This is a genomic window from Vibrio sagamiensis NBRC 104589 (genome assembly GCF_007990935.1).
Lineage (GTDB): Bacteria > Pseudomonadota > Gammaproteobacteria > Enterobacterales > Vibrionaceae > Vibrio > Vibrio sagamiensis.
This window is the reverse complement of the sequence record NZ_BJXJ01000021.1, coordinates 54,910-81,399: the sequence shown is the minus strand read 5'-3', so window position 1 is coordinate 81,399 and position 26,490 is coordinate 54,910. Positions and strand designations below refer to the sequence as shown.

The following is a 26,490-nucleotide window of genomic DNA, read 5'->3' as shown; positions in this document are numbered from 1 at the left end:
AATTTTTACAACAAGCCCAATGAAAGCGTTTTCTAAGCTGCGTGTACGGCAGTGAACTGGAGAAGAAATACCCTAACCTTATGAAACATAAATATATCAGACAAAATCATCCAAATATATTGAAAACGCTAGCTATACCACGTCACACCGAATCAACAACTCCTTCCCATAAGTTCTTTATTTGCAAATACTAAGACTCAACCCCACCCTTGGTGAACCCTGAACTTTCATCTAAATCTACAGTAAGATTCCCAGTTAACTTAGAACAGCAAGCCAAAATATAATTATTATTTTCATCAACAGGATTAAGTCCTCCTATATGATTCATTTTAACACTTCCTTTTTTCAATTTAATTTTGCACACGCCGCACGAGCCAATACAACATTCACTTCTAAGTGCTATATTATTATCTTTGATAACATCAAGTAATAACGCACCTTTACTGGCTCTTACTGATTTCTTAGCACACAAGAACTGGACCTCTACTTTTTCGTCCTGCGCATCTTTCGTTGTAGATTTGTCCTCTAACACAAGATTAGTGAAAAACTCTCTATGAATGCATGACTCATTCACACCTAGTCTAGATACAAATCTCTGTGCACTGTCCATAAAGCCACTTGGGCCACAAATAGAAACACTGCTTGTTGCAATATCAGGACACAAGCGTTTTATGCTCATTGGACTGATTTTATCATGATACATGTCACAGGTTGGAAACTCAGAGCTAAATAAATGTACCGTGACATTTTCTTGGTCTCGGCCAAATGCTTTTAACTGATCGTAAAATATCACGTCATTGCGGCTACGATTGTAGTAAAGTAAGGTAACAGATACAGTACTGTTCGCATTTAAGCTTTTTAACATTGAGTAAATAGGCGTTATACCACTACCAGCTGCTAAAAAAACGATAGATTTGGCACTGGTGAGTTTCTCTTCGTTAAACTCACCAAAAGCCTGAGACACTTCAAATTCTTGCCCCACTAGATTGGTCTCTACCAAATGTTTAGAAACCATTCCACCATTGACCTTTTTTACGGTAATATCAAACGTCCCATTTGCCCTTGGGATACTAGAGAAAGAATAACAACGCTTGTGTAACTTTCCTTCTAACTCCACTTGTAAAGAGCAGCACTGACCGGGAATAAATGACATTACATGAGAATCAACTGGACTAAAACGAATAGTCTTCGCGTTGCTTGTCTCTAGCTTTTCAGCGATTACTTTAACTTTCACTTTAAACTCCAAGTTTAGATATAGTCAAAAGCGTCTGAATACATATTCTCTGAACGTGCGCCTTTTTCGATAAAGGCTGTTCGCGTAGAAAGCATCAGGTCAAAACGCCCAGCAAGGTAAATGTCAAAGCCAGAAAAATCGTCAAAATCAGACAATACATTTTCAACTAAGCCTCCAGTACGGCCCTGCCATAAGTCATCAGACTCTTTAACTACAGGAATAAAGTGAAAACACTCGTTTTCTTTTGCCCATGCACAAAGGTTTTCATATTCGTAAAAATCTTTTGCACTTCGGACGCCCCAATATAAGTAAACGTCCTGCTGATAGGCTAACTCTTGTAAGTGCGCCTTAATTGATTTGATGTAGCCAAAGCCTGTACCTGCTGCAAATAATATGACAGGGCGATCGTTTGATTTAAAGTATGCGTTACCCAAACCTATTTTGGCTTTAACGTCTTTACTTACCATAAAATGAGCAACAGCATCTGGGATGTTTTTTGTTACTTTGCAGCCACCAACATGTATTTCAATGTTTTTGACGTTTGATAAGGATGTGATTGAAAAAGAAATTTCTTTGTCTTTAATTCCTAATTTCAAATACTGTCCTGGCTTGTAATTTACCTCTTCCTGAGGGGTCATCACTACCTTATATACTGAATCGTTTAACTTGGTTACTGTGTCCAATTGACAGTTCACGTAACTCATATTTTCACTCCGTTAATACGCGTTGATTTTAAAAATATTCGTTGGTAATCATCCGTTTTCAGTAACATGGCCAAAACAAAGCACATGACTAATAAACCTGAAGCAGCAATACAGGCGGTGTAGAAACTAAAGTCATTAAAGTAAGAGAGCAAAAATGCTGCAGCGGCAGAAAAACTGGCATTACAAATATAGCGAACCGAAGCAAGTCGCCCTTTTATCTCGTCTTTAGCACACCTTTGTTGAGCAGCTATCCAAGCAACCGTCGAGATAGTGATAAGTACGCCATACACAAAAGTAACAGGCAAAATAAACCAGCCAGAAGCTTTCATTGAGTAGCCAATAAAAATCATCGCGCATACAACAAGTAATAACAGGCTTACTTCAAAGCGATTTTTATCATTAAGTTTTAGTCTTGACGCAATAAGCCCGCCTACTATGGCACCAAAAGCAAATGCACCATCAATAAACGAAAGCCATCGAGCTAAATCGTCAAAGTTATGCTTTACAGCAGGTGCCAGCAATAAATTAAATAAAGCTAACGAAGCGTAATCAATACTTGGAAAAACAAATATGAAGAGTCGATTTTTATTCTCTTTAAGGTAGGCAGTCACTTCTTGCCACGAACCAGAAGCCGGCTTCGATGAGTGCTCAGCTTCTTTTGTAACTTGAATTGCCAACACGGTTAGAAAATAAAAAACCAAAGCTAATACATAACCTGAAAACACGGTGAACAGCACCCAAAAAGGCGAGGTAAACTCTAATAAAACACTCGCAAGCACCATGCCGATTACTTGTCCACACTGCAATGCCATAGATGTGTATGCGTTTATTTTTTCAAGCTTGGCGTCACTACCTAACATTGGAATAAGTGCAAAAATAGCAGCTCTTAAAAACGGTCGAATCATATTCAGTGCAAACGCAACGAACATAATTAATTGAGCATTTCCCTCAACACCAGCTAAAACGGGTACTGCAAGTATCATTACGTTAACTAACGCGGCTAAAAGCAGTATTTTTTTAGCACCGAATTTATCCACACAGGAGCCTGCATAACCTTGAGCCATTAGACCAATAAAAAATTCACTTGCATAAACAAAAGCAAATGACCACAAATTGTCAGTTGACTGGTATAACATCATGCCCAAAGCAAGCGTAAATAGCCCTCGTGCGACATTGATTGAAAACTCACTAAATACAATCCAAGACATAGTCAATCACCATGTAGATTTGTGAGATAATGAGTATGACAGCGTATTCAGTGCTTTCTTGCACAATGCTAAAGCTTGTTCTTGATTCTGTGCGACTCCCATTGCACACGCCGTTCGCTCACGGCTACTGGTCATTGGCGGTAACAGATCTCCAGATTTTTTCAAAACGCTAACATTTTCTATACCTTCAAGTGCTTTCGCTTCCTCTAAGCCATGGACTTCTGACAAATGCACGGTTTGCTCAAAACCAAGCCCGGAGAATAAGATAGCTGCGGTTTGTTTTATACTCTGCTGCGCTTTTACTTGTTCCAACACAGGCACGCCGCATGATTGCTTTGCTTCGCACTCGTAAATATCAACACCGGTGGCCAACTCAATCAAAGTAAAAATACCATCGCCACCAACCCTTGCATGCGTTTCTACTATTTTAGGTCCTTCATCAGTTAAAATGATCTCAGTGTGACTGGGGCCTTGCCTCACACCTAATGCATCTAGCATGTTGCACACGTATTGCTCTATTTTCGCTTTTGTCTGTTCAGCAAGTTCTGCGGGAAATACATGCCCTAACTCAATAAATGTCTCTTCATCCTTAATTTTCTCAGTGATTCCTAAAATAAGGTGCAAACCACCTTCTGAGAGCACCTCCACACTAAACTCTTTCCCCGTTAAAAACGCTTCAGCAATAACAGGAAAGGCTAACGATAAATCATTGAGCTTATTAATCGCAGCTTCTAGCTGGTCAAGATTATCAACCTTAGAGACACCAAGGCTTGCGTTGGCTTCGAGCGGCTTAACTATCATGCTCTTTTGTGAATGAGCAAAATTTGTTAGGTAAAAATCCTGTAGCTCTTGAGCACTGTAAACAAGCTTATGAGGAGTATCATCCATGCCTTTGCTGGCTAAACACTGACGGGTTAAAAACTTATTGTTAAGCGTTTTAACTAGGGTTTGATTGTGTGGGTAGGAAATACCCGTTTTATTAGCAACTAACGCTGCGATCTCTTGATAGGTGTCGTTGAAACACGCCATTCTTTCAAAACCAATACGTCCATGAAGCGCTGCTGCAATTTCAATGTATGTGTCAAAGGATGCGTCATCATCCAATAACATCAAATTTTCATAAGGAAATTTAATGTCTGGTTCATGGCCGTGCGATTTTTTCATCAATACGGTAATTTGATGACCCATTTTGACCAACGCCTTGTGTCCAGGGCGTACGTTTCCAATAACTAATACTTTCATGCTGTAACCTTGAAAAAGGGTAAAGGCCGCTATTCAGCACACAATACAACTGAATAGTCAGGCCAAGAAATTCGAAAACTAGTCATGCATTACACACAACTTTCACTTGCTCATTTGAATGATTTTAAATGTGTTAAACGGCAACAGAAATAGGCGATGTGTTGTTGAATAGCTCATTGATATAACTTATATTTTCTTTTGGATCCACATCACGAGTTTCAAACGCAATTAGGCCTTGCCAGTTATGCTCAACAACCGCATTAATTAGACCTTGGAAGTCTATAGTCCCCATGCCTAGTGGCCAGTGAGAGTCGCGCTCACCATCGGTATCACTGAATGAAAACGCTGCGATACGGTCATGAAGTTCGTTAAATACAGCAACAGGGTCTCCGCCACCAACAGACTCGTGGCAAACATCAAACAGCATTTTTACGCCCGGAACACGGTCCAATACATAGCGATAGTGATCAATATTAGTAAACACATAATAAAATGGGTGGAATCTTTGATAGTTTGATAGATTTTCTAACCACAATTCACATCCCACTTCGTCTGCATAGATTTTGGCCTCTCTTACTGTTTCAACATAACCCTCGATTGCTTCGCTTAGGGCTTTTTTTACGTAGCGTGGCTCTACAATGCCACCACCATGTAATATCAGTGGTGCGCCAAGTTTTGCCGACAACTCGATCTCTGAGCGTAAAAATTGTTGAGCTGATCTACGAATTTCAGTAACATCACTGGCTAAAGGTACTTTAAAGTTACCGTGATAAACTGGCTTAACGTTTAGCTCAGCCATTTTTTTATGTAACTTTTGAATTCGCTCTTCTGACCAGTTATGTGGCGCATCCTCCTCGTTTGCACCGTCAATGTACCAATGGCTATAGCCATTATTATAGGCATGCATCATACCTTCTTCCGCAATATGATACTGTTGGATCACAGAACCATTCATAAATGGAGGTAGTTTTAGTTTAATAGTCATTTGTACACCGTCTCTTTCCTTATCAAAACTTTATATTTACCTTTTTTGATCACATAAATAGTTAATCTAAAAGCTCACTTTAATTAGACTCAAAAAATAAAATTACAATATGACCTCTTCCTTGCTAAAGGATGGAGCTCTGTCTTTAGGAGTTAATGAAAAAGGCATCATAATAATCGTAACAATGGTCGTCGCAATTAAACCGAAAGCCACACCAAGAGGCCATAGAGTGCCTTCTCTTAGACCCAAAACAATCACAAGTAGCAATATACTGCCTATGGTAATTAAATTACTTACTATCAAGTTTTTAAATCAAAGCTTGATACTCATATATATTGCAGTGCATTTATCAAGTTCACTTTTCAGCTTTATATACTGTTCTAAAATTAAGTTATTTACTGAAAGTCAAACCAATATAAACATACCTAGGGCGACCGCATGAGTGTTGGCTTTATCTTCTAACTAAAACCAATATTCAATGCTGGCTCTAATATGGATGTATTCATCATGAATCACTTTTGCTTCCCAACAATACTTAGTTTGGTTGGCACTTCTCGGAGCATATTCAAGCTCATATGACGTAGGCATGACGCTCTCCCTAAAAAGGGAGTATATGATCACGGCTAAATGTGATCGTTAAATCGAACCATTCTTGATTAAAAAACGTTCGTGATCTATTCCTGTCCCCAGGGTACTAGATTAAAACGTCACTTCAGGCTACTTTTTCTGTTCTAGTAACTTTACTTCTCTTTCTCTTACTCTAGGGATCACTAACTCTGTGAAGAATTTCATTTCATCTAAATGTGGCCACCCTTGCATGATGAAAGTCGAAACACCGCCCGCTTTGTACTGCATAATATAGTCAGCGACTTGATCTGGATCTCCCACCATAGCCAAAGAAGAGCCACCTCGAATCTGAATAGCGCCTGTCCATAAGATGTCATTTAACCAGCTGTTTCCTGCATCTTCAGCTAATTTACAAATATCATTTACCGCTTGTGAGTCACAAGTTTTCATAAAATCGGTCAAAAACTTAGCCCACTTAGGATCGGTACCATCTAGCATTTCATCTACACGTTGCAATGCTTCTTCTCTGGTTGGGCGCACAATCACCGACATGCGTATCCCCATTTGATTACCAGACTCGATACACGGCTTAGCACTATTTGCAATATTTTCTGCGGTATCACTGTATCTAAGCCAAATAGCATTGTGCTTAGCTGCTAATTCTCGAGATGTATCTGAGTTACCGCTGAAGAACATTTCAGGCCGTTCTGGTTCATTGGAATAGCCAATGTGCAACTCGCCATTTTCGATTTGGTAATACTTGCCAGTAAAGTTGACCGGCCCTTTGTTATCCCAAAACAAGTTACATACACTCATAAACTCATCAAGGCGCGCTTGTCTCTCTTCTTTGGGTAAAAAGTCTCCGTAATATTTTTGTTCAACCGGTGAAATACCCGCAACCATATTGATAGAAACACGATTTTCACCAAAACCAGACAACGAGTTGATCATTTGAACAAACGTAGTGGGTGCAACCATGCCAGCACGGTATGCGATAATAAACTTAATTTTCTTCGTAGCGCGTATCAAAGACCCGATGTAGGTAAAAGCGTCTGCGCAGTGATAACCAACACCCAAAAGAAGCTGCTCTATTCCCATCGCTTCTGCCTTTTGGGCATATTTAATTAACTCGTCAACGTCGAATGTAAAAATAGACTTGACCCCTGAATTGTCTTTTTTTACATTGCCACCTACAGGCACATTCCACATAAAACGTGCTGGTTCAGTTACATTACTCATATTGAATTCCTTTATTATTTACTCATATTCGACGATTAAATCTTCTTCGAGTACCTGGTTTAGAAATGGAAGTTCCGTTGCAAGATCTTTAGCTTCAACTTTCCAAAGCGCATTAAGAAGAAAAATACCTCGGTTCGATGCAGGTAGCTTAGTCCCAACCGTTGCGCTTATTTCACAAATATTTGGTGTACGTCGCAATTGCTCTACCGACAATTTTGCCAATGTTTTACCAGGCTCACCGTATTTACTGATGAATACCGACGCACTATTAATTTTATTATCAGCGCGCCGTTTACTCTCTCTTAGCTGCGATAAAACGTCTTTAAGTTCAGCACGTTTTTCACCATGCGAGTAAATAAGAGACAATATCCACATATGAATAAAATCATACTGCTCTGTAAAAACCCCTACGCTTTGATTGATTAAAGCCCCCCCCATACGTGGGTTTATTTCAATGATGTTCCACTGTGCGGTGTGAGTATCAAACCTTGTTTCAATGTGATATGCCCCTTGCTCTATCTGTAGCGCAGACAAGCAAGCTCTAACAAAGTCTTCACCCTCTTTTTGTAACTTATCTGACAATTGAGCGGCAGGTAATGAGTTAGCCACCTCTAATGTAGTACCAAACATTGTCTCTAAAAACTTCGCGTGGGTCCCAACAACATAAACATTTGAGTCTAGAACAAATACTTCGAAGCTGTACTCATCGCCTTCAATGTATGACTCACAGATAAAATCGTAGGTTCCACAGAAAATATTTTTGAAGCGTAAGTCTTTTTTCATGTCATCTTGCAAACGTTCAATTTGCGAGTACGGCATGCCCTTTTCATATTTAAAACATGAAAAAGAACCGATACCTCTGCGAGGTTTAATAAAAAACTTACCATCTTGATTTTCAAGCTCTGATAGGCGTTCTTCAGTTACCAGATGCGCCTCTGCACTGCTCAAATTGTTTTCAACAAGAATTTGCCTTAACTGAAGTTTGTCAAAGCAACGTTTTATATCGTCTTCTTTGGTATCGACAACATCACATATTTGATTGATCCAAGCCATCAGTAAACGGTAGCCTTCGTAGGTCGCTAAGCATCCTTTTACATCGTACTTTTGCTTTATTTGAGAGACAAAATCGTCAATCCCTTGTTGGGTAAGATCATCTGTGTCTTGTATAAATATTTCTTCACTTACCTGCGCCAACTTATTAGCATGCTCTTGAGTCAATGGCATTGAGGTAATAATGATAGGTTTAATATCTATTTTAGATAAGTAGCCTTTTATCAAATTCGCGTACACATGAGAGCGGGCTTGATGGATTAGTAAAATAAATGCTTGAGTCTTCACTTATAGTTCCTTTAACAAATTTGGAAATCAAAATTATCCAGTACCAGTTGCACGTCTCGTTGCACATCTTCAAATTGTTCACCCTTGAACATGAAACGCCCAGCTTGTAATGAGCAATACCCGCGTCCTTTATCTACTTGACTACCCACCTGCGGAATAAGTTCTTTATATAAAGTGGGGACACTGTCGATGAAGCTGCTAACATCTTTTACCGTACAGGGAAGTTGAGGAGGTAAACCAAATAGCAACCAAGCACCATAATTAAACTGCCAAGTTGGCAACTCTGGCTGCTTTCCAAAAATCATTTCAACCCATTGTTCAAACAGGTTTATGCCCGTGCAATCGGCTATCATGTAAGGAATATCGGCGCCAGCAACGCGCGCTGCATTTTCTAAAAATACAAGCTCTCCGTCTGCTTTCTCAATAAGCTCAAGATGAAACGGACAGCCTTTAAAATCGAGCGCAGTGAGACACTGCTCTGAAAATTTATTAATATTTTCATACCTAATGGTATTAGGAGGTAGTAGATATGAGCCAGTGGGCACACCACTGAGATATTCAAACAAGGTGTTGATATACACACTTGGTATCAATACGCATACTTTGCCATGCAAATCTATCAACCCGTCTATATGCAATACTTCTCCTGCAATATATTCCTCTAGCTCCCAATTACCTTGCTCAAGTTTATTGAGTGCTTGTTCGAGGCAGGCCAAGGAATCTAACTTTTGTACACCAACACTAGAGGCGCCATCGGTGGGTTTTAAAATAATAGGTAATCCAACAGTATTTACAAAATCGTCGATCTCATCGCGACTACTATGGTCAATAGCTATAAAATGAGGTGCGCGCAATCCAGCGTTGGCTATTATCTCTTTCATAACAAGCTTGTCTCTTGCTCTTTGGTTTTCTGCCACTTTTGGACCTGGAATATTATGACGCTCACGCAACTGAGCAAGCATATCCATATGTCCCTCAGAAAAAGAGATAACTCGGTAAACTTCACCTAATTGTGCAATGACACCTTCAAGGGTACTTTGCAATGCTTGCAGATCTGATAAGTTATCAACGAGTACTTTGTTATAACGACTAATGTCTTGAGGAAGGCCAGATTCCCCTCTCTCATCCACGATATACGTCACATCAAAATTATTGTGGTCAATAAATTTGTTATATTCAATCAGTTCAAAGTCCCATCTAGGTGAATCTGGAAACTTGTTATAAGGATTTATAATTATGACATTAGCCATTCATTACAACCTCTATTTTATGAAGTAGTCTATGATTTTCCTCATCACTGCCTACCGATATTCTGATCAGGTCAGGTCTTTGATACACCTGCATTTGGCGAGTAATAAAACCCTGCTCAAGTAATTGACTATAAATTTCAGAAGCTTTATCGCCAAATTCAACCAACACAAAGTTTGAATTACTCGGATAGCACTTCAAACCTAACGCCGAGAGGCCTTCAAAAAGTACTGCGCGCCCGCGTTTTATGCTTTTTATAACTTCTTGGCTATAGGTTTTGTCTTGCAAAGATGCGATTGCTGCCGCAATACCTAGATTCGATACTGGAAAAGGCTGTTGCCCGCTGTTTAACCAGCCAATCAGCTCTTTATTTGCAAGCGCATATCCAACCCTTAACGCAGCCAAACTATAAGCTTTAGAAAAAGTACGAGTAATGACTAAATTTGGAAAACGTTTAAATGTTTCGCTATCAATGACAAAACGTGATTCATCCGTAAACTCTTCGTAAGCTTGGTCGAGAATAACAATGGTGTCTTTGCTAACTTCAGTTAGAATGGATTCGATCTCAGCAGCACTCAGAGCCCCACCTGAGAAATTTCCCGGGTTATCAATCACCAATAGACTTGTATACTCGTCGCACTGTTCAACTAGGTTTCTTGCGATGTGACGTAGTTGCTCGTCTGCTTGTGCAAGTTTAACTTTTAAGCCTGATTTTTGCGCAAGTAACGGGTAGGCAAAATAGCTACATGACGTAAACACCACATTGCTTCCTTGGTTGCTAAATGCCTGAAACAATAGGTCTAGTACATTGATAGAGCCACTGCCTAATAAAACATTATCTGCACCAAGCTGGTATAACTGGGCAATAGATGTTTTCAAACTACAGTAGTCAGGGTAACGATTTGTATTGCTAATAGCATCAATGATTGCCTTTACAGCCAAATCCGACGGTGGAAATGGAGACTCATTGCTTGCAAATTTGTATACATCATCAATACCATATTTAGCCTGTATGGCCTGTGTCGTGAGTCCCGCTTTGTAAGGTTGTAACTTACTGAAACCTTCAGAGATAAACTTATTAATATTACTCATAATTACTTCTTTGTACCTTGTCCAAGATTCATCACACCAAGCTTATTGCCTAGAAAGTGATTTAACTATGTCTATGGTGCTCAATAGCATCAACAAGCTTTTGTGCACCAAACTTATAAACATCAGTTGCAGGCAGGCCCGTTTCAAGTTCAACTTGAGCCAACACAACTTTAGCCTCTTCTTCAGATAAAGAATTGCAATTTACGCTAACACCAACAACTTTACATGGGCGTAAGTAACCGCCTAAAGTTTCGTATGTTTCGATAAGTTTGTTTAATGAGAGTACTGGGGTTTTTTCCCAGTTTTTATGAGTTTCTAAATTTGCTTCGTGACAAAGAATCAACGTATGTGGCATTGAGCCATGTAATAAACCCAATGTAACAGCACTATAAGCCGGATGAGTGATCGAACCTTGACCTTCCACTATCACAAGTTCAGAGTCTGTATCAGCAACACTATCTAGAATAAGCTTTTCAGTCGCACCGGCCACAAAGTCACTCGGTACAGCATCAATAGCAATGCCTTTACCCGAAATGTAAATACCACTTTGTCCAGTTGCAGCAAATACAGCCTTATCCGACCCTTTATTATAACAATTAGTTAACTCAAGGGCGGTGGTTTTCTTCCCAACACGACAATCAGATCCAACAGTGTGAACAATATGCTGTGGAATATTTAATAACCTATATTGACTTGTTCCAAGCCCTGCTGGCGGCTCTTTGGTATCCCAAATAACAACATCCATTTTTTCAGCAAGCTGTTTTAGCTCCGGATCTTGTGCTAGACGGTAGTGGATACCACTGACAATATGCATTTTTTGCTCTATTGCAAGTTTGATATTATTTCTATATTCGTCGGGAAGGTCACTATGAAACAACCCGTTTCCAATCATAAATATATCTATTCTTTCATTTAAAATACATGAAAAATCAGCAACTACTGGAATAGCACCACCAAACCCTAGAATTTGTTCACAAGTCTTACCCGCATTAGTAGAGTCAATAACTGCGACACACTTTTCAGCGTGGTAACGAATGAAAGATGCTGCAACTTTTGCGTTAATAGAGTCAAAGCGCCCTTCGGCATAAATAACGATTCTTTTGTTGTCAAAGCTAAACATTTATTCGACCATTCTTATTTCTATTTAATTTTTCAAGTAACTAAAATTATTTATAATAACTGCATAGGCATTTATGCCAATTTACTTATTTTAAAAAAAAAGAAAACAAAATTTTATAAAGTCATAATAACGGAATGTGTAGTAAATAAGAAAATATGATTATTTACTTTGTCTATTTTTACTAAAAAACAAAATAAACTATTGTCTTATCTAACACCTTGAACTTGTTGATTTTGTGATGAATGTTATAAAATTGAAAGTTTCATATATTATTTCCCTACAAATATAGGCTTTAAAAAAGGTTTTTCGCAAATTTTGGATACTCCGCCATAATTAACGACAAATAAATACTAAAGACCGGCTCTCATGTTTAGAGGCTGCTACTTTCCCTCTGAAGTTATTATCGAAACCATACGTTATTATCTCGCCTATAAACTCAGTATCGTGAAATTGAAGAGATTCAGAGTAAGCGCTGTGTCGTCGTGGTTCTCGCGACTATTAATCGTTGAATAAAACCACCGTTGGATTAAACAAAAAACGTGGCAAGCTTTAGAAAGAAGTCAGTTGAATGAGCAACGCCAAATCTTCATCGGCGAGAAATGTGAATGATGCTCAAACATGATCAAATAGATGTTGATGGAGAGACTGTCTGTGAGCGCTTTTACGCGCCCGCAGAATAATTGTATCTGGAGGATTGGTCTATCACACCTCTAACTGGATTTGCGACAGTACCTTTAATCCTTATCTGTTAGATTTTTATTTCGCTATTACCCAACTACCCTTTTCCAATGTTAAACCGGATGTAGTTAAGTTATTGGGAAGTTCTTTAGTTAAACCTTTACCTAAATCTTTGGCTTCATATATTGCATTTTCATTAGCAGGCTCAATATAAAAGAAGACGATATAAGTAGGTATATATGAAACCAAACTTTCTTTTATGTTTGCTTTTAATTTTTCAATAAATTGGTCCGCTAACAGTAGAGATGGTTCGTATTTTCCATCGTTTTTAAATGTGGAAATTCCTTTATTTGGAATACTTATTGCGACATTTGAGGTAACAAACCATATTCATTTATCTTTTTAAAAGATATTGATTTAATATTTTCAAGAGTTAAATCACAGTCTTTAAGGTGGGCGCTAGAAATTACCTCAGAGTAATCGTTACCATCTAACACATAGCTAAATCAGCAGTTAACGGTTCTAAAATGACAGATTTATTATCTGGTGCGTTTAAATTGTTTGGGTTAATGCTAGCGTCGTCTAAAGGAACTAAAAATAAATTCCTTTCTTTCGGCAAGCTGTTGCATCGCCTCGCCAAACGTGGTTGTCCCGCCTTTAGCTTTAACCTGTATTACCTTATATCCCATCTTTTCCAACGCTTGGCGTTCTGCCGAAACAGCTTTATCACCTTGCTGACTGCCTTGAGCGGGCTGATGAATATAACATCCCTCTAGTTGACCATCTTCGACCAATTGGTGGTGTTTCAGTGCATTGATATCAAAATTCATAATAAGTCTTTTAATTAAACATGGGGATTTTCTGTGGCAGGTTACATGCGCTTTAAAGGTTTAACCACACTGTCTAAACCTTCAATTTTCAGTGCAAGACAAAGCTTCAACAAATCACCTAGCTCACCTTCAGGGAACCCCTTCTTATCAAACCAGAGAAGGTATTCTTCCGGAAGGTCAATCAACATACGCCCTGCATATTTACCAAAAGGCATCGGCATTCTTGCCAATTTGATCAAATTTTCTTTTTCGAGCATTGGAAGTTCCTCAAGTATTTCGCAATTGAGAAGAATTTTAAATCATGGATGACGAACATCACTTCTCAACGTATGATGCCCAAAGGAACTGAGGATACTGAAAGACTCACTCCCTGAAAAGCCCCAAATCACCATAAATAATGAGGAAACATGAAGTCACCTTGTCGCGCAGCCTGTAAAAATAACGGTGGGATATGTTCTGGTTGTCATCGCACAATCGAAGAGATTGTTACGTGGAATACTAAGACAGACCAGCAAAGAGAGGCCACAATAGCAAAAATTACCGGAATAACCGCTACTCATGCTTGTCCAAGTTGTGACAAACAGACGTTCTGTGGAATCTCTGCTGGTGAGCAAACATGCTGGTGTTTTGACGTTGAGTCTCGTACATTCTCCATTAAGGAAGAGAAACAGGCCTGTGTATGCCGTCAATGCTTGGAAAAAGCGCCGATTGAATAGCCCAAATAACCTAATAGTACGTAAGAAACTAATAGTACGTAAGAACTATCTTGAGGTTACTTGGGGGTAACTTGTTCTAAAAATCAGTTTGCAACAAAAGCAACATCGCATTTAGACGCACAAATAAAGTCATTTTGATGTAGTCCTTTGATTGAGTGACTCCACCAAGTTACTGTGACTTTACCCCATTCAAGTAGGATAGAGGGATGATGGAATTCCTCTTCAGCTAATTCAGCAATCTGATTACTGAATGCCCAAGCTTGCTTGAAGTTTTTAAACTTGTACACTTTTTCAAGTTGTGGGATCCCATCTCTTTCAATAATTTGCCACTGTTCTAGCTCCATCAGTAATGTTTGCTGTTCATCATTACCCAAAGCAACAGCATCAATGCTACATGCTTGGCATTTTTGTTCATTTAACATGGTTAGATTCCTTAGGTTCAAAAAGTGGTGGGAGTAAGCCAGCTTCAATTGCTAAATCCGCTTGTTCAAGCAAATCAATTTTACTGAGTTCGAATAACTGAGAAAGCCCCTCAATCATAAAGTATTTGGGCTGCATGATATCAATGCGATAAGGCGTTCTTAATGCTGTCTGCAAGTCAAAAGAAGCTCTCATCGCTTGCTCACTCTCTAGTGAATAAATGGTCTCTCCTGGTGAAGATAATATCCCCCCGCCGTAGATTTTTGTTTGGCTACCTTCTTTGACTAAGCCAAATTCAACTGTGAACCAGTATAAACGAGCAAGATAAGCTCTTTGTTTGGGGGTCGCTCTTTGCCCAAGTTGACCATAATGTTCTGTAAAAGCGGCAAATTCTGGGTTGGTGAGCATGGCACAATGGCCAAAAATCTCATGAAAATAATCAGGCTCTTGTAAATAATCAAACTCTTGCCTTGTTCTTAAGAATGTCGCGACAGGAAAGCGCTTATTACCGAGCAAGTTAAAAAAACGATCAAAGTCGATCAACGCAGGCACTGGTTCAACTTGCCAGCCGGTACTCGCCTTAAGAACACGATTCACTTCCGGTAACTGAGGGACACGTTCACAAGATAAATCGAGAAGCTCCAAACCTGTTAAATAAGCCTTACAAGCTCTGTCTTGGATGACATCCATTTGCCTAGTCATTAAATCACACCAAATGGCATCCTCTTCTTTGCTCCACTCTACTCTTCCATCCTGAGCAACTGGCCTTGAGTGATATTGGGTCATGTAACATCTCCGATAACATTTCCATTACATTAAGCCTATCTAGACTCTTTTAACCTTCCAATACCTCATCGACGATCTAAAATAAGTCAAGGTGTAACATTTTATTTACATAAAAAAGTAGATAGCTGATTTGCTGTAGAGTATTGAAGATTGTGGTTATAGCTCTTGGTTGACTTTACCTAGGGTTAAAGACACACTCACACCTGTTAAATAAATGTTATCAGAGGTAAGTATGTCCGAGAACTCCACAATCTGGCAACCAGACGAAAAACGTATTGCTCAAGCTCAAATTACACAATTTATCAAACATCTAAACTTACCGAAATTAACAACCTACTCGGATCTCCATCAATGGTCGTTGGATAATGATGAAGCTTTCTGGCAAGCCGTTGGGGATTATTGTGGCCTAATAGCGTCCCCCGTTCCTGTCATTAAAGCTCAGGGCCAGAGCCGATGGCAAAACTCAATGTCAAACAGAGATATTATCTGGTTCCCAGAAGCTCATTTAAACTACGCTGAAAACTTACTTCACTTTTCCTCCTTACAGCCAAGCGAGATGGCTATTTGGTTTGAAAATGAACAAGGGCATCAACAAACGTTTACTTGGCAAGAGTTATCACAGCAAGTTTCTAGCCTCCAGCAATGGCTCAAAGAATGTGGAGTAGAAAAAGGTGATGTGGTTGCTGGTTACTTACCTTATATTCCACAGTCGGTCATTGCCATGCTCGCAACCACAAGTCTCGGCGCAATTTGGACCTCCACTTCACCTGATTTTGGCGTCGACAGCGTGATTGAACGTTTTGGACAAGTGAAGCCAAAGGTTTTATTTACCTGCGATGCCTACCCTTTTAACGGCAAAACATTCACTATGTCGGAGAAAAACAAACAAATTATTGAACGACTCCCTGAATTAGAAAATGTTTGCCTCATTGATTATCTTGGCTCCGAGACCCAAATCACAACCATCAAGACAACTCACTGGCACACTCTCATCAACGAGTTTGTCCCCACCCCATTGCATTTTGAGCCAGTAAGTTTTAATAGCCCACTGTTTATTTTGTATTCTTCAGGAACCACAGGACACCCAAAATGTATCGTTCACTCTGCAGGCGGAACACTTCTTAATCATCTAAAAGAACATCAACTGCACTGCGATATCCAGCGCCATGATCGTGTTTTTTATTATACAACTTGTGGTTGGATGATGTGGAATTGGCATGTTAGCTCACTCGCCACTGGAGCAAGCTTGATCATCTTCGATGGCAGTCCTGTTGCTCCTAGAACTGAGGTTTTATGGGATTTTGCTCAAAAGGCAGACGTCACTCTATTTGGTACATCTGCGAAATACCTTGAGCTATTACAGAAAAAAAATATCTCTCCTTGCGAGCACTATTCGTTACCAAAATTGAAAACGCTTTGTTCAACGGGATCGGTCCTGTATCCCGATCAATTCGACTATGTTTACCAAAGCGTTAAGAACGATATTCATCTCGCCTCTATATCAGGAGGAACCGATATTTGTGGTTGCTTCGTACTTGGCAACCCGATATCTCCTGTCATTAGAGGGGAATGCCAAGCCGCTGGATTAGGCGTTAACGCTAAGGTTTTTGATCAGCAAGGGAATGCATTGATTGAACAGCGTGGTGAACTGGTTTGTACCAATTCTCTACCGAATTTTCCCATTGGTTTTTGGGGTGATAATGGAGAACGCTACCACCACGCCTATTGGGACAAATTTGACAACATATGGCATCACGGGGACGACGTACAACAAAATCTATCTGATGGATTTGTTTTTTACGGACGCAGTGACACTCTACTAAATCCAGGAGGTGTCAGGATTGGCACAGCCGAGATCTATCAACAAGTGAATACCATTGAAGGCATAGTAGATTCGATTGCTATAGGTAAAGAAGTGAATAGAAATGAACAGATTTGGTTATTCGTCCAACTTTCTTCCGGTTTTGAACTGAATGAAGAGCTCATTTCAGCCATCAAAACCAAGCTTAAAATGGCCTGCTCTCCACGACATGTTCCCAGTAAAATATTTGCAATTTCAGGCATACCCAAAACACGTTCGGGAAAACTAGTGGAATTAGCAGTGAAAGCCGTTGTTAATGGTAAGCAGGTTGAAAATATGGGAGCAATTGCAAACCCTGAAATATTGGAAGAAATTAAGATGCTGGCCATGACTCAAAGCGATTGACGACAAGTAAAGCACCCCATTCCATAGTTTTCATCGATAACCTGAAGGTACGTGATGGTGACTTGAGTGATATTCAAGTGAACCTTGAGATACGGTTTAAATGAGGGGCTAATGTAGCCCCACTCGCTTCAAGGATTGCCGTCCATCAAGTGTTAAGGTGAAACTCGTTCAGTACCGTTGACTGTGATCTCTACTTTGCGTGCATCAATGGTATCAGCTTGTTCCTCTCTTGTAGTAACAATAGCGGTTTCTAATCGAATCGCCCTTGCTTTTATACCATGTAATATCAAAAAGTCCGCCACAATCTTAGCTCTTGTTTCGGCTAACTTGATATTATGTGCCATATACCGAGGCTTACTGTCTGCCCCTCCAGTAATGACAACTTCATAATGTTCAAGCTGGTTTATCTTAACAATTAACGATTTGAGCAGCGCTTTCATTTCATTATTGAGCGTTGCCTCATCATAGCGATATAAAGGGCTCAACTCAGCTAAATTAATCGCCTTTTCTTGCGGTTCAAGCAAGGCTTGCGTAATAGGTTGAGCTGGAAAGCTTGTTCTATCCCAAGGACGTAATGTTAAAGATAAACTGACTTGATTGAGTGTTTTTTTATCATCAGTTCGGTGTTTCCAGTCTCCGCCTGCGACATTAAAAAAACTATCAAGCTGTAAGGAGACATCAATATATTCACTCAATTCATAGTACCCTCCAACAGCGATGTAAGGAGAGAAAGCACTTTTTTCCCATGCTGGTTTTTTTCCAGTCTTATCCATTTCAGTTTGATATACATAGCCACCAGCTCCAGCATAGAAGCCACCAGAAGACCATAACGGCCAAGTATGCTTAGTGAAAACATCGACACCTCCGATATCCAAGGTATCTCTTACAGCAAAATGGCGATATCCGAGTTCAAGATCCATATTTTCAAACGTAAGACCAAAATTATATTTCAAATTAGTTAAAGATTTATCGCCTTTACTATCATGACTAAAAGGAAGCTCTCCTCCACCAGCCACCTGAAAATACAAACCATGGGAAATTAACGTGTCAATAAAACTTTCATCTTGCTTTCCACTGCTGGCAAACATATTAAAGCTCGTGAAACATAATAATATTATTAGTGATCTTTTTTTATCTTGCATCATAATCACCTATAAATAAGAAACTGTATAAACTGCTAAACCACTAAACTTCCCTTTTTTAATGTTACCATTTCCGAGGGGGACAAGTTTTGCTAAGTATCGTTCATAGCCTATTTGTTCAACATTAAAGCCTTTACCAATCGGCTCATTAAGGATAACTTTATCCCCCTTTAGAGTATATAACTCAATAGCAAATGATGTTATTTCATTATTTTCCTCATCAAAGACAGGTATATAACTTTTATTACCTTTTGCACGAAGATTATTAAAATACCCTCTTAATTTAACCAATGGGCAATCTTTTGTATGTTTTAAGTTTCTAATAACAATAGTCAAAGGTTCAGTCACTTCATTAAAGCTGGCCCCCATACTAATAACGCCATAATCGACACCATTATTTTGAACTTCTAGTTCAACAGAACATTTTGATGGCTTCAAAAGTCCCATGTTACCAATCACACTTCTGTAATTGCTATACTCTTTGTTATATCCAAATTCACCATCAAGCTGAAATATATTAATGGGAGCACGATAACCAGAGAAATCACCTGGACCTGTTACAATTATAGGCTGGTAGGTAATCGTTGTTGACGTTTTTGTGTTATTTTCACACTCAACATAATCATCATAAATGTTAGAACTTTTGCAACTCGGAACGATAAAGCCATCAACTGGCATTTTCTCACCGTAAATATCTTTGCCATTATATCGAAATCCAATTTTTATCCCCTGAACAGCAGCGACATTTGTGTCACCAGTCTTTCCTGGCCAAAAATAAACTTGCTCAGGTTTGGTCATAAGCCCGTAATAGTGCGTAGCATCTTTATAGCACGTTACTCTGACTGTCTGAGATACACCTCGCCATACGATCTGCCCGTCAGGCGCATCAGATGGCACAGATGCCGAAGGATCTATCTTAAAAGTAGTAACCCCACCAGGCCCCACACCACCAAAGATGCCACCACTTTGTTCACTATAACAAGCCAGTGCCAAAGCGGTGGAGCTCAACGTTGCACTGCATATTAAAATAGATAGAAGTGATAGTATTCTATTCATTTTATTTTTTCTCTTGTGCTATGCAGGTATTATTTTGATTACATTCGAAGATATTTGTCACTGTTGCACCATAATCATTAATATGGTTGAGAGTGTAAATATTGTTTTTTTCTACTTTAAAAGATTGACGACTAAACGGAGCAATCATTGTTGGATTAAAATTAGGTGCTTTTTTTGACTTTCCAACCTTTAAATCTGAGAAAGTGACATAAAAAGGAGATGCATTTTCTATATCTATAGTATTATTTGAAGTTCGAATTATTTTTGTTGAATTCATAATTTTTCTATCTACATTTTTAATAGAACTCAAGCTATTAGGTCGATAAAAAAACTTAATTACTGACTCAATTGCAATCTGAATAGAACCCGTATTTTTCTCACCTTTATCACTATCAGAACTTTGAGTTGGTGGTACTTCTCTTACATGTAAAAAATAAACACTTTCTCGATCTTGTGGAAGATTTTTAGCCAACGGTAAAGATTTAATGCGAAGAATTGCATAATCATTACTTTCTATTCTCATAACTGGTGGTATGACGGCAAACTCACTATTCACCTCTACTCCACTGATATCGCTCAACCAAGATTGCGCAAGAAATGGTTTACCTACTGGATTCTTTATTTTGATAGTTTCAATCTTTGAGCGTTCTTTAAAAATAACTCGAGTTCGATCAAGAGCAAGTGCAGCATTCGCCGATGTGTTCATTAATAGATAACAAAAAATCACCTTTATTAACTTTTTCATATTTACCTCAATTATTATTACGCCACACTATAGAAAGAAGACATATTTATTTAAAAACTAAAATTATTAATTAAAGATTTTTAAATTAAGAAATATAATTTATACATACCTTTAACTTTTAAATTCTCTTACTTCAAAAGCAATTAATATCGCGAATTGATTCATTGCTATTTAACACCTTACCATCGATAAGCAGGCGACAACTTTGGTTTTGACCCCAAGAAACCGTTATATTCGAATTCTTATTAACTCCTATCAGATATGCAACTGAACCCTCTCCAACAATCGCTATCTCTTGATTGAGTACTTCATCAACGACTTGGGCACCAAATGGAATATCTTGGTCACTTTTCAGGGTTGCCATAAAACTGCTACCAGAACGAGATCTAATATATTGATATCCTATAGCTCCATCTGTTAGAGCTATACTCTGAATACTATCAAGTACTTCAATATCTTCTGGTAATGATTTAAAATCAATTGTGCTGTAGTTTTTATGGTACGGTGTAATGCCATTGACAAGGGCTAGGCCAAATGTATTAGTTTGTTCATTGTCATTGCTATGCCCATTAATTGTCACTCCAGCTACATTAGACTCGATAAGCATGCGAGATGAACCTGTGTTCATCCGACTATACGCAAGGCCGTATTGAGACAACAATACAGAACCGGCCAGATTCGCATTTAGCTGACTGTAGTTATCGGCTCTATAACTGCCTCCAATTGATGTTGAAATAAATGGAAAATCTTTCGAATAACGGCCACCTAGGCTATGCGATTCACCATCCAAAACATCAAAATTAAGTCTATAATGAGATGCATCTCGGCTATTATTACCTGTGTAAGTGATATTTTGCGATAAACGTTCATTGAACGTCTGCGTTTGAGCTGAAACATGGTGATTACTACCAATTGGGATCGTAATACCTAGTGACCAACCTTGATCATTACTAGAAGGTGCATTCAATCTAGAAAAAGCATTTTTTGACTGATAAGCACTCATCGATAAATAAGCATTGATATCATTAATTTTTAATGGATGAGAAACACTTAAGTCATATCTAGTATTGTTATGGCTCTTATCCCAGTAGTTATTTGATGTATATGAGAGGTAAACGTGAGTTTCACCAAAATTTCTCATTACAGAAAAATATGTTTGATCTTGGCGACGTGTGTCCTGTTGAAATTCATTGTAGTGGCCTTTTTGATCATAAGCATTTAAATATACGTCAAAGTCATAAAAATATTGCTCGAAAGATCGGTATCCACCCGTGACACGAACGTTAGAACCAAAAATATCAAAAGTCTGATTATAGCTTAGACCATAGGACATACCTTGTTTTTTGAGACCATTTTTCATCGATGCTTTAGCTTGAGATAAATCAGTAGAAATCGCACCAAATAAACCAAAGTTCAAGCCACTACCCAACGCGAGTGACTGATATTTTTCAGATAGAATTGTTGAAGAAAACAACGATATAGTGTTATTTAAACCATATGAAGCTTCTGCAGCTAAGAATGTCGGTGTATAAGCATAAACTGAGCTTTCGGGTGTTCCTGCCGATAAACGATAGCGAAAATGATTTGGTCGAGTTAAATAAAGCGTATCAGCACCATTAACTTGGTACTTCTGAACTTCTCCATTGATAAGTCTTACCTCTACATCTAAAAAGCTCTGACTCTCTGGCGCTATATCATCAATTAAATAGGGACCTGCATTGACATCAATAATTTTCAATATATTTCCATTCTGCCGAATTGTGATCTTGGCATCAGTACTCACTGTACCAGCAATAATTGGTGAGTAGCCTCGGATATTAGATGGTAACATTTGCTGCTCACTTTCCAGTCTCACTCCTCTCATTGGAAAAGTAGCATTAATATCTGAATTAAAGGAAGTTTGACCAAATGTAAGCTTGGATTTTATCTTACGAATTGGAATATATCCGTATATTGATGTTAGTTTTCCTGATAAATCACTAGACGATTGATAGTTTGCACGGAGGCGGAATGCATCAAAATTAAAGCCTGCTACACCATAGAGATAAAAATCACTATCCCATTGTTTGCCTTTTTTTATAGTAAAATAATCAATATTATAATCAAAAAATAAAGCTGAGATACCGTCATTCCATAACTTTTCTGGAACAAATCCATTTCGATATTCTTTCGCAATATATTTATGTGGTGTTACTATCTCCAACTTTCCTTTGCCAAGCTCTGATATCACTTTCGTATATTTTACTTTTTCGATCTGATAACAGTTTTTACTCCCTTTCATAACATTAGTTTTTTTGTAAATACTATAGCCTACTTCATTAATAGGAAATAGTTCCAATAAGTCGTCTGAAATACATGGTTTGTTGTTCTCATATTCAATAGATGATTCTTTCACCAGCAAGCCATTTAAATAAACATTTATTCGATATTCACCATCGTCAACAAAATTACTCTTGGAGAAATTTGCCAAGTCGACCTTACTAGAGCTCCTTATAAAACCTGCATTAAACTCTGTCGAGTAAGAAGTAAATGATAACGTAAAGAAAACAATGAATAGATTAAATGTTACTTTATTCATATAAAAAGCCAACACATTATTTAAAAGAGAGCCTAAAAAGCTAGCCTCTCTATCATTTGAGAATATAACAATTATAAAAATCAAATTATGATTTAAATTAAGAGTACTTTAGGTAGCTTTATAGATAACCAACTTGTAATAATGCCCTGGAGTTTGCAACACCAGCAGTAACAATATCAGAACCACCTTCTTCAATATTTCTTTCGTAAGCAGCTGAGAAAGAAGCAATGTTATTGCCATTGCTTAACTTATTTGTAGCAGCAACTTGGCCATTTTTTATTTTTTTACCGTTATGAAAAATTCGAACTCCGATTCCTGTAGCTCCACCTTCAACATTGAATAAATCACCGGTAATATCTTGATTTGAGAGAAAAGTAAACGTCGCTTTCTTTGCAACTGTTGTATTACACTCAATTAACTTGATATTAAAAGAGACTTGAGGTGAATTATCCCCTTTTTTTACAAAAAGGTGAGTTGGTTGCTGACCTAATTTTATTGTTTGATCTTCACTATTTGGTGATAGCCCACAAGCAGACTCTACAAGTTCTCCTTGGAAGTTGACTAAAGTTTCATTTTTTTGCATCTTTTCTGCTTCTACTGTATCTGCTAATGTAGAAACCGAAAAAGCACTAAGAAGTAAAGAAGCTGAAAGGATGGTACGGTTAAATTGAGCTTTCATTTAAGTAATTCCTATATTTTTATATTTTAAATATTATTTTTACATTATTAAATTCAATATATTACGAGGTTGTTAATATTAAAGTCTAATACTTTAATATCAAAGCAAGATTAATACTATAAGTAGAAATTCCTAGAAAATAAAACGCATTAAATTTTAATTAAATAGCCATCCGCCCAGCTTATTAAAAGGTGAGCTGCAACAAGATATAAAATACCTTTATATAGCATATAGCATATAGCATATAGCATATAGCATATAGCATATAGCATATAGCATATAGCATATAGCATATAGCATATAGCATATAAAGCCATACTTATAAAACTAAGTAAATTAAAGATTAAAAATGCTCTTTAAAACTAGATATAACATGTCGTTATAGAAATATAAACTTATGCGGTAAAAACTCCCACAGAACACATTGACCCTGAATATGATAATAATGTTAATACATCACAAACATCAATACTATAAAAAAACGTCAGATTTTTTTATAAACGAGGGAGCTTCCTTTAGGCTTGCTATCATTGAAATGAGTAAGGCGAATGGCTTTTTAAAACCAATCAGTGCATCCAAGATTTATAGCTTTTCTCTTATTTTTCAACCTTAACAAACTAATAAGATGTTAAGGCAACCATGAGAATAATATTTTCCTGTCCCGAACTACATAAGATAGGACTTAAATTAATAAAAATTAGCCTCTTAGCTCTCATCTAGCGTAAATACTCTAATATTATAAATTCACACCGTCAATGACATTCGGTGAATTTATACCAAAAATCAAACCGCATGATTTCCTATTGTTCAATATATGATTGCTTGTGTATTATATTGGTGGTGGTTATAGCTATCATTTAAGTAATTGAGGAGTGATTATTCTATTGATGTCAATTAGGTATAAGATGAAATTTACGTATTTTCTCGCTATGAGCTGTAAGGGACTATAAGCCATTAAAAAGCCTAGGTATTACCCCTAGGCTTACAATATTCAAGCTTAATAATCACTATGTAGCAAACGGCTTCATTTAGCTCATCGTCAGAGGCCGACCGATCCCCATAATGACCGAATAAGAGCCATTGTCAGCTGAAAGGTCAAATACCTTATTCACTTCAACATGTCTGAACCCAGCATTAATTAATGCCCTTTTTGAATCGTCCAAGGTAAAGCCTTCATTAGCAGAATCTGACAACCAGTCAAAATGAACAAAATAACCATTGTCACTCAGAAGAGACTGCGAGATTTCCAATACTGTTGTACGATCATTAACAAAGGGGAGAACTGAAGAAGCAATAACAAGATCAAACTGTGTCCGAAACGCTGGATGCTGCGCCACTAATCCACGAGTAAGCTCATCAACGATTGGCTCCACATTGGCCAACTCTTTTTTATCAAGTTCTTCGATCATCGCCTCTGAAGAATCTAAGGCAACGATATCTTTTACACTCGGTGATAAAAGTCGACTTAATTGACCCGTTCCACATCCGAAGTCCAAAACTTTAATTCCATCAAGCGGGATCAAATTTTGTAGTTGTGTAAACGCCGACTTTGCAAAACGCTCTGTCGTAGGGTTTAATTCCCACTCCTTTGCTAAACCGTCCCAACCTTGTGTCATTGTTACCTCCATGTTCACTTGTTTTACTCCAATAGAGTACCGTAAAAATGTCAAAACGCCATAAACTTATCTGTGCAATATGTTTTTTTTTGATACCCTTATAACAAGTATCAATAGGCTAATCATTTCGCACTTTTTTATGGGTTAAAATTCTGACGTTACAGGTTTAAAATATGAACTTAACGCAAGTTGAAGCTTTTTGTGCCACATCTGAATGTGGTTCAGTCTCGGAAGCAGCCCGTCAAATGGGTTGTAACAGAACGAAACTTAGTATGTCACTCAAAGCGTTAGAGAAAGATCTCGGTGTCGAGTTATTCAATCGTACAGGGAATACATTAACACTTTCAGAAGCAGGAAAAGCGATCCTTAAGGATTGTGAACATCTGCTAGTCATTCAACAACGAATTAAAAAAACTTGCGCTCAAGTCTCGGAGGGTTTTAATGCTGAAGTTTGGATTGCTCGTGATGATTCGCTCCCTGATGAACTCTGGCAAGAACTATCACATACTTTAAACAACCGATTTCCTTCAACAACATTCAATTTGATTCTTGCCTCTAGCGGTGATTTAGCGAACTTAGTCACTACTCAACAAGTTGATTTCGCATTCGGTGTCGATTATGAACGTGTAGATGACCCACACATAAGATATAACCCGTTAGGGAAAATTCGAATGATGTCTGTCTGTCATTTTGGTCATCGTCTCAATCAAATGGGGCGTGTTACAGATGACGTTCTTAGGAATCAGATGCAAGCACTTATGGTATATCTAAACGAAAAAGACAACCCTGAATTGCAGCCTTTTTCAAACCGATACATTGGCTTTTCCAGTTTTGATTATATGCTAAACACAATACTCGAAGAGGATGCTTGGGGTGTTTTACCCGAGCCGCTTATAAGACACTATTTGCGTCAACAAAAACTCGCCGTAATCAAGCATACTTATGGTTTAACGCAGGAAGATTATTGTATGTTTGAACCCAGCGGTCAAACTGAGCATCCCGCCATGAATTGGCTAGCCGATAAATTGAGTGAATATATTTTTGACTTTTAAACCCACCAC

At 38.1% G+C, this 26,490-nt stretch carries 24 protein-coding genes; 3 read left to right on the top strand and 21 right to left on the bottom strand.

The features are described from left to right. Positions 1-190 precede the first annotated feature (190 nt). From VSA01S_RS11835 to VSA01S_RS11780, 13 genes are all read right to left on the bottom strand, one after another. Complete coding sequence (locus tag VSA01S_RS11835) at positions 191-1,234, bottom strand: flavin reductase family protein (protein WP_039980712.1); 1,044 nt, start codon at positions 1,232-1,234, stop codon at positions 191-193. 14 nt (positions 1,235-1,248) lie between these two features. Further along, a complete protein-coding gene (locus VSA01S_RS11830) occupies positions 1,249-1,938 on the bottom strand; it encodes a hypothetical protein (RefSeq protein WP_039980710.1) in 690 nt (229 codons plus the stop codon). Then, entirely contained in the window at positions 1,935-3,146 is a 1,212-nt protein-coding gene (locus VSA01S_RS11825; protein ID WP_039980709.1) for an MFS transporter, read from the bottom strand. The genes VSA01S_RS11830 and VSA01S_RS11825 overlap by 4 nt, the downstream gene beginning before the upstream one ends. Positions 3,147-3,152: 6 nt before the next feature. Next, entirely contained in the window at positions 3,153-4,388 is a 1,236-nt protein-coding gene (locus VSA01S_RS11820; RefSeq protein WP_039980708.1) for an ATP-grasp domain-containing protein, read from the bottom strand. Positions 4,389-4,521: 133 nt separating this feature from the next. Then, complete coding sequence (locus VSA01S_RS11815; protein WP_039980706.1) at positions 4,522-5,373, bottom strand: sugar phosphate isomerase/epimerase family protein; 852 nt, start codon at positions 5,371-5,373, stop codon at positions 4,522-4,524. A gap of 462 nt (positions 5,374-5,835) precedes the next feature. Beyond that, on the bottom strand, positions 5,836-5,961 hold the full coding sequence (locus tag VSA01S_RS20335; RefSeq protein WP_258007770.1) for a hypothetical protein: 126 nt from the start codon (positions 5,959-5,961) through the stop codon (positions 5,836-5,838). Positions 5,962-6,090: 129 nt separating this feature from the next. Then, a complete protein-coding gene (locus VSA01S_RS11810; RefSeq protein ID WP_050567324.1) occupies positions 6,091-7,179 on the bottom strand; it encodes an LLM class flavin-dependent oxidoreductase in 1,089 nt (362 codons plus the stop codon). An 18-nt stretch (positions 7,180-7,197) separates the two neighbouring features. Continuing rightward, positions 7,198-8,517 carry an ATP-grasp domain-containing protein gene (locus tag VSA01S_RS11805; RefSeq protein ID WP_039980705.1) on the bottom strand — a complete coding sequence of 440 codons (1,320 nt, stop codon included), beginning with the start codon at positions 8,515-8,517 and terminating at the stop codon, positions 7,198-7,200. Positions 8,518-8,528: 11 nt separating this feature from the next. Further along, entirely contained in the window at positions 8,529-9,767 is a 1,239-nt protein-coding gene (locus VSA01S_RS11800; protein WP_039980703.1) for an ATP-grasp domain-containing protein, read from the bottom strand. Further along, positions 9,760-10,857 carry a histidinol-phosphate transaminase gene (hisC, locus tag VSA01S_RS11795; protein ID WP_050567323.1) on the bottom strand — a complete coding sequence of 366 codons (1,098 nt, stop codon included), beginning with the start codon at positions 10,855-10,857 and terminating at the stop codon, positions 9,760-9,762. The genes VSA01S_RS11800 and hisC overlap by 8 nt, the downstream gene beginning before the upstream one ends. 61 nt (positions 10,858-10,918) lie before the next feature. Beyond that, complete coding sequence (locus VSA01S_RS11790; protein ID WP_039980702.1) at positions 10,919-11,977, bottom strand: N-acetyltransferase DgcN family protein; 1,059 nt, start codon at positions 11,975-11,977, stop codon at positions 10,919-10,921. A 1,250-nt stretch (positions 11,978-13,227) separates the two neighbouring features. After that, the gene (locus VSA01S_RS11785) at positions 13,228-13,485 is read right to left on the bottom strand and encodes a hypothetical protein (RefSeq protein WP_039980700.1); all 258 of its coding nucleotides are present in this window, start codon (positions 13,483-13,485) and stop codon (positions 13,228-13,230) included. Positions 13,486-13,526: 41 nt separating this feature from the next. Further along, entirely contained in the window at positions 13,527-13,742 is a 216-nt protein-coding gene (locus tag VSA01S_RS11780; protein WP_021711657.1) for a DUF3820 family protein, read from the bottom strand. A gap of 150 nt (positions 13,743-13,892) precedes the next feature. On the opposite strand from VSA01S_RS11780, the gene VSA01S_RS11775 reads away from it, so the two are divergent. Further along, positions 13,893-14,201 carry a cysteine-rich CWC family protein gene (locus VSA01S_RS11775; protein WP_039980698.1) on the top strand — a complete coding sequence of 103 codons (309 nt, stop codon included), beginning with the start codon at positions 13,893-13,895 and terminating at the stop codon, positions 14,199-14,201. A gap of 83 nt (positions 14,202-14,284) precedes the next feature. On the opposite strand, the gene VSA01S_RS11770 is transcribed toward VSA01S_RS11775, so the two are convergent. Beyond that, complete coding sequence (locus VSA01S_RS11770) at positions 14,285-14,623, bottom strand: 4a-hydroxytetrahydrobiopterin dehydratase (RefSeq protein ID WP_039980697.1); 339 nt, start codon at positions 14,621-14,623, stop codon at positions 14,285-14,287. Continuing rightward, positions 14,613-15,407: a phenylalanine 4-monooxygenase gene (phhA, locus tag VSA01S_RS11765; RefSeq protein ID WP_039980696.1), complete on the bottom strand. Its 795-nt coding sequence runs from the start codon at positions 15,405-15,407 to the stop codon at positions 14,613-14,615. The genes VSA01S_RS11770 and phhA overlap by 11 nt, the downstream gene beginning before the upstream one ends. A 232-nt stretch (positions 15,408-15,639) precedes the next feature. On the opposite strand from phhA, the gene VSA01S_RS11755 reads away from it, so the two are divergent. Then, positions 15,640-17,613 carry an acetoacetate--CoA ligase gene (locus tag VSA01S_RS11755; RefSeq protein ID WP_039980695.1) on the top strand — a complete coding sequence of 658 codons (1,974 nt, stop codon included), beginning with the start codon at positions 15,640-15,642 and terminating at the stop codon, positions 17,611-17,613. 152 nt (positions 17,614-17,765) lie between these two features. Here the strand turns inward: VSA01S_RS11755 and VSA01S_RS11750 are convergent, their stop codons facing one another. The 6 genes from VSA01S_RS11750 to VSA01S_RS11725 all read right to left on the bottom strand — a co-directional run bounded on the left by VSA01S_RS11750 (position 17,766) and on the right by VSA01S_RS11725 (position 25,429). Next, positions 17,766-18,701: an OmpA family protein gene (locus VSA01S_RS11750; protein ID WP_103021990.1), complete on the bottom strand. Its 936-nt coding sequence runs from the start codon at positions 18,699-18,701 to the stop codon at positions 17,766-17,768. A gap of 63 nt (positions 18,702-18,764) precedes the next feature. Beyond that, a complete protein-coding gene (locus tag VSA01S_RS11745) occupies positions 18,765-19,748 on the bottom strand; it encodes a fimbrial protein (RefSeq protein WP_244949868.1) in 984 nt (327 codons plus the stop codon). Positions 19,749-19,812: 64 nt separating this feature from the next. Continuing rightward, positions 19,813-20,556, bottom strand: coding sequence for a fimbrial biogenesis chaperone (locus VSA01S_RS11740; protein ID WP_039980693.1), 744 nt, complete (start codon positions 20,554-20,556; stop codon positions 19,813-19,815). Between the two features lie 133 nt (positions 20,557-20,689). Beyond that, positions 20,690-23,134: a fimbria/pilus outer membrane usher protein gene (locus tag VSA01S_RS11735; protein ID WP_039980692.1), complete on the bottom strand. Its 2,445-nt coding sequence runs from the start codon at positions 23,132-23,134 to the stop codon at positions 20,690-20,692. A 118-nt stretch (positions 23,135-23,252) separates the two neighbouring features. Beyond that, the gene (locus VSA01S_RS11730) at positions 23,253-23,813 is read right to left on the bottom strand and encodes a fimbrial protein (protein ID WP_050567321.1); all 561 of its coding nucleotides are present in this window, start codon (positions 23,811-23,813) and stop codon (positions 23,253-23,255) included. 1,028 nt (positions 23,814-24,841) lie between these two features. Beyond that, positions 24,842-25,429, bottom strand: coding sequence for a class I SAM-dependent DNA methyltransferase (locus VSA01S_RS11725; RefSeq protein WP_039981918.1), 588 nt, complete (start codon positions 25,427-25,429; stop codon positions 24,842-24,844). A 173-nt stretch (positions 25,430-25,602) separates the two neighbouring features. Here VSA01S_RS11725 and VSA01S_RS11720 point away from each other — a divergent pair, with 173 nt between their 5' ends. Next, positions 25,603-26,481: a LysR family transcriptional regulator gene (locus tag VSA01S_RS11720; protein WP_039981917.1), complete on the top strand. Its 879-nt coding sequence runs from the start codon at positions 25,603-25,605 to the stop codon at positions 26,479-26,481. Positions 26,482-26,490 lie beyond the last annotated feature (9 nt).

Coding starts and splice junctions, on each gene's coding strand:
- VSA01S_RS11830 (WP_039980710.1), bottom strand. CDS start 1,938: ATGAGTTACGTGAACTGTCAATTGGACACAGTAACCAAGTTAAACGAT.
- VSA01S_RS11825 (WP_039980709.1), bottom strand. CDS start 3,146: ATGTCTTGGATTGTATTTAGTGAGTTTTCAATCAATGTCGCACGAGGG.
- VSA01S_RS11820 (WP_039980708.1), bottom strand. CDS start 4,388: ATGAAAGTATTAGTTATTGGAAACGTACGCCCTGGACACAAGGCGTTG.
- VSA01S_RS11815 (WP_039980706.1), bottom strand. CDS start 5,373: ATGACTATTAAACTAAAACTACCTCCATTTATGAATGGTTCTGTGATC.
- VSA01S_RS20335 (WP_258007770.1), bottom strand. CDS start 5,961: ATGCCTACGTCATATGAGCTTGAATATGCTCCGAGAAGTGCCAACCAA.
- VSA01S_RS11810 (WP_050567324.1), bottom strand. CDS start 7,179: ATGAGTAATGTAACTGAACCAGCACGTTTTATGTGGAATGTGCCTGTA.
- VSA01S_RS11800 (WP_039980703.1), bottom strand. CDS start 9,767: ATGGCTAATGTCATAATTATAAATCCTTATAACAAGTTTCCAGATTCA.
- hisC (WP_050567323.1), bottom strand. CDS start 10,857: ATGAGTAATATTAATAAGTTTATCTCTGAAGGTTTCAGTAAGTTACAA.
- VSA01S_RS11790 (WP_039980702.1), bottom strand. CDS start 11,977: ATGTTTAGCTTTGACAACAAAAGAATCGTTATTTATGCCGAAGGGCGC.
- VSA01S_RS11785 (WP_039980700.1), bottom strand. CDS start 13,485: ATGAATTTTGATATCAATGCACTGAAACACCACCAATTGGTCGAAGAT.
- VSA01S_RS11780 (WP_021711657.1), bottom strand. CDS start 13,742: ATGCTCGAAAAAGAAAATTTGATCAAATTGGCAAGAATGCCGATGCCT.
- VSA01S_RS11775 (WP_039980698.1), top strand. CDS start 13,893: ATGAAGTCACCTTGTCGCGCAGCCTGTAAAAATAACGGTGGGATATGT.
- VSA01S_RS11770 (WP_039980697.1), bottom strand. CDS start 14,623: ATGTTAAATGAACAAAAATGCCAAGCATGTAGCATTGATGCTGTTGCT.
- phhA (WP_039980696.1), bottom strand. CDS start 15,407: ATGACCCAATATCACTCAAGGCCAGTTGCTCAGGATGGAAGAGTAGAG.
- VSA01S_RS11755 (WP_039980695.1), top strand. CDS start 15,640: ATGTCCGAGAACTCCACAATCTGGCAACCAGACGAAAAACGTATTGCT.
- VSA01S_RS11750 (WP_103021990.1), bottom strand. CDS start 18,701: ATGTTTGCCAGCAGTGGAAAGCAAGATGAAAGTTTTATTGACACGTTA.
- VSA01S_RS11740 (WP_039980693.1), bottom strand. CDS start 20,556: ATGAAAAAGTTAATAAAGGTGATTTTTTGTTATCTATTAATGAACACA.
- VSA01S_RS11735 (WP_039980692.1), bottom strand. CDS start 23,134: ATGAATAAAGTAACATTTAATCTATTCATTGTTTTCTTTACGTTATCA.
- VSA01S_RS11730 (WP_050567321.1), bottom strand. CDS start 23,813: ATGAAAGCTCAATTTAACCGTACCATCCTTTCAGCTTCTTTACTTCTT.
- VSA01S_RS11725 (WP_039981918.1), bottom strand. CDS start 25,429: ATGACACAAGGTTGGGACGGTTTAGCAAAGGAGTGGGAATTAAACCCT.
- VSA01S_RS11720 (WP_039981917.1), top strand. CDS start 25,603: ATGAACTTAACGCAAGTTGAAGCTTTTTGTGCCACATCTGAATGTGGT.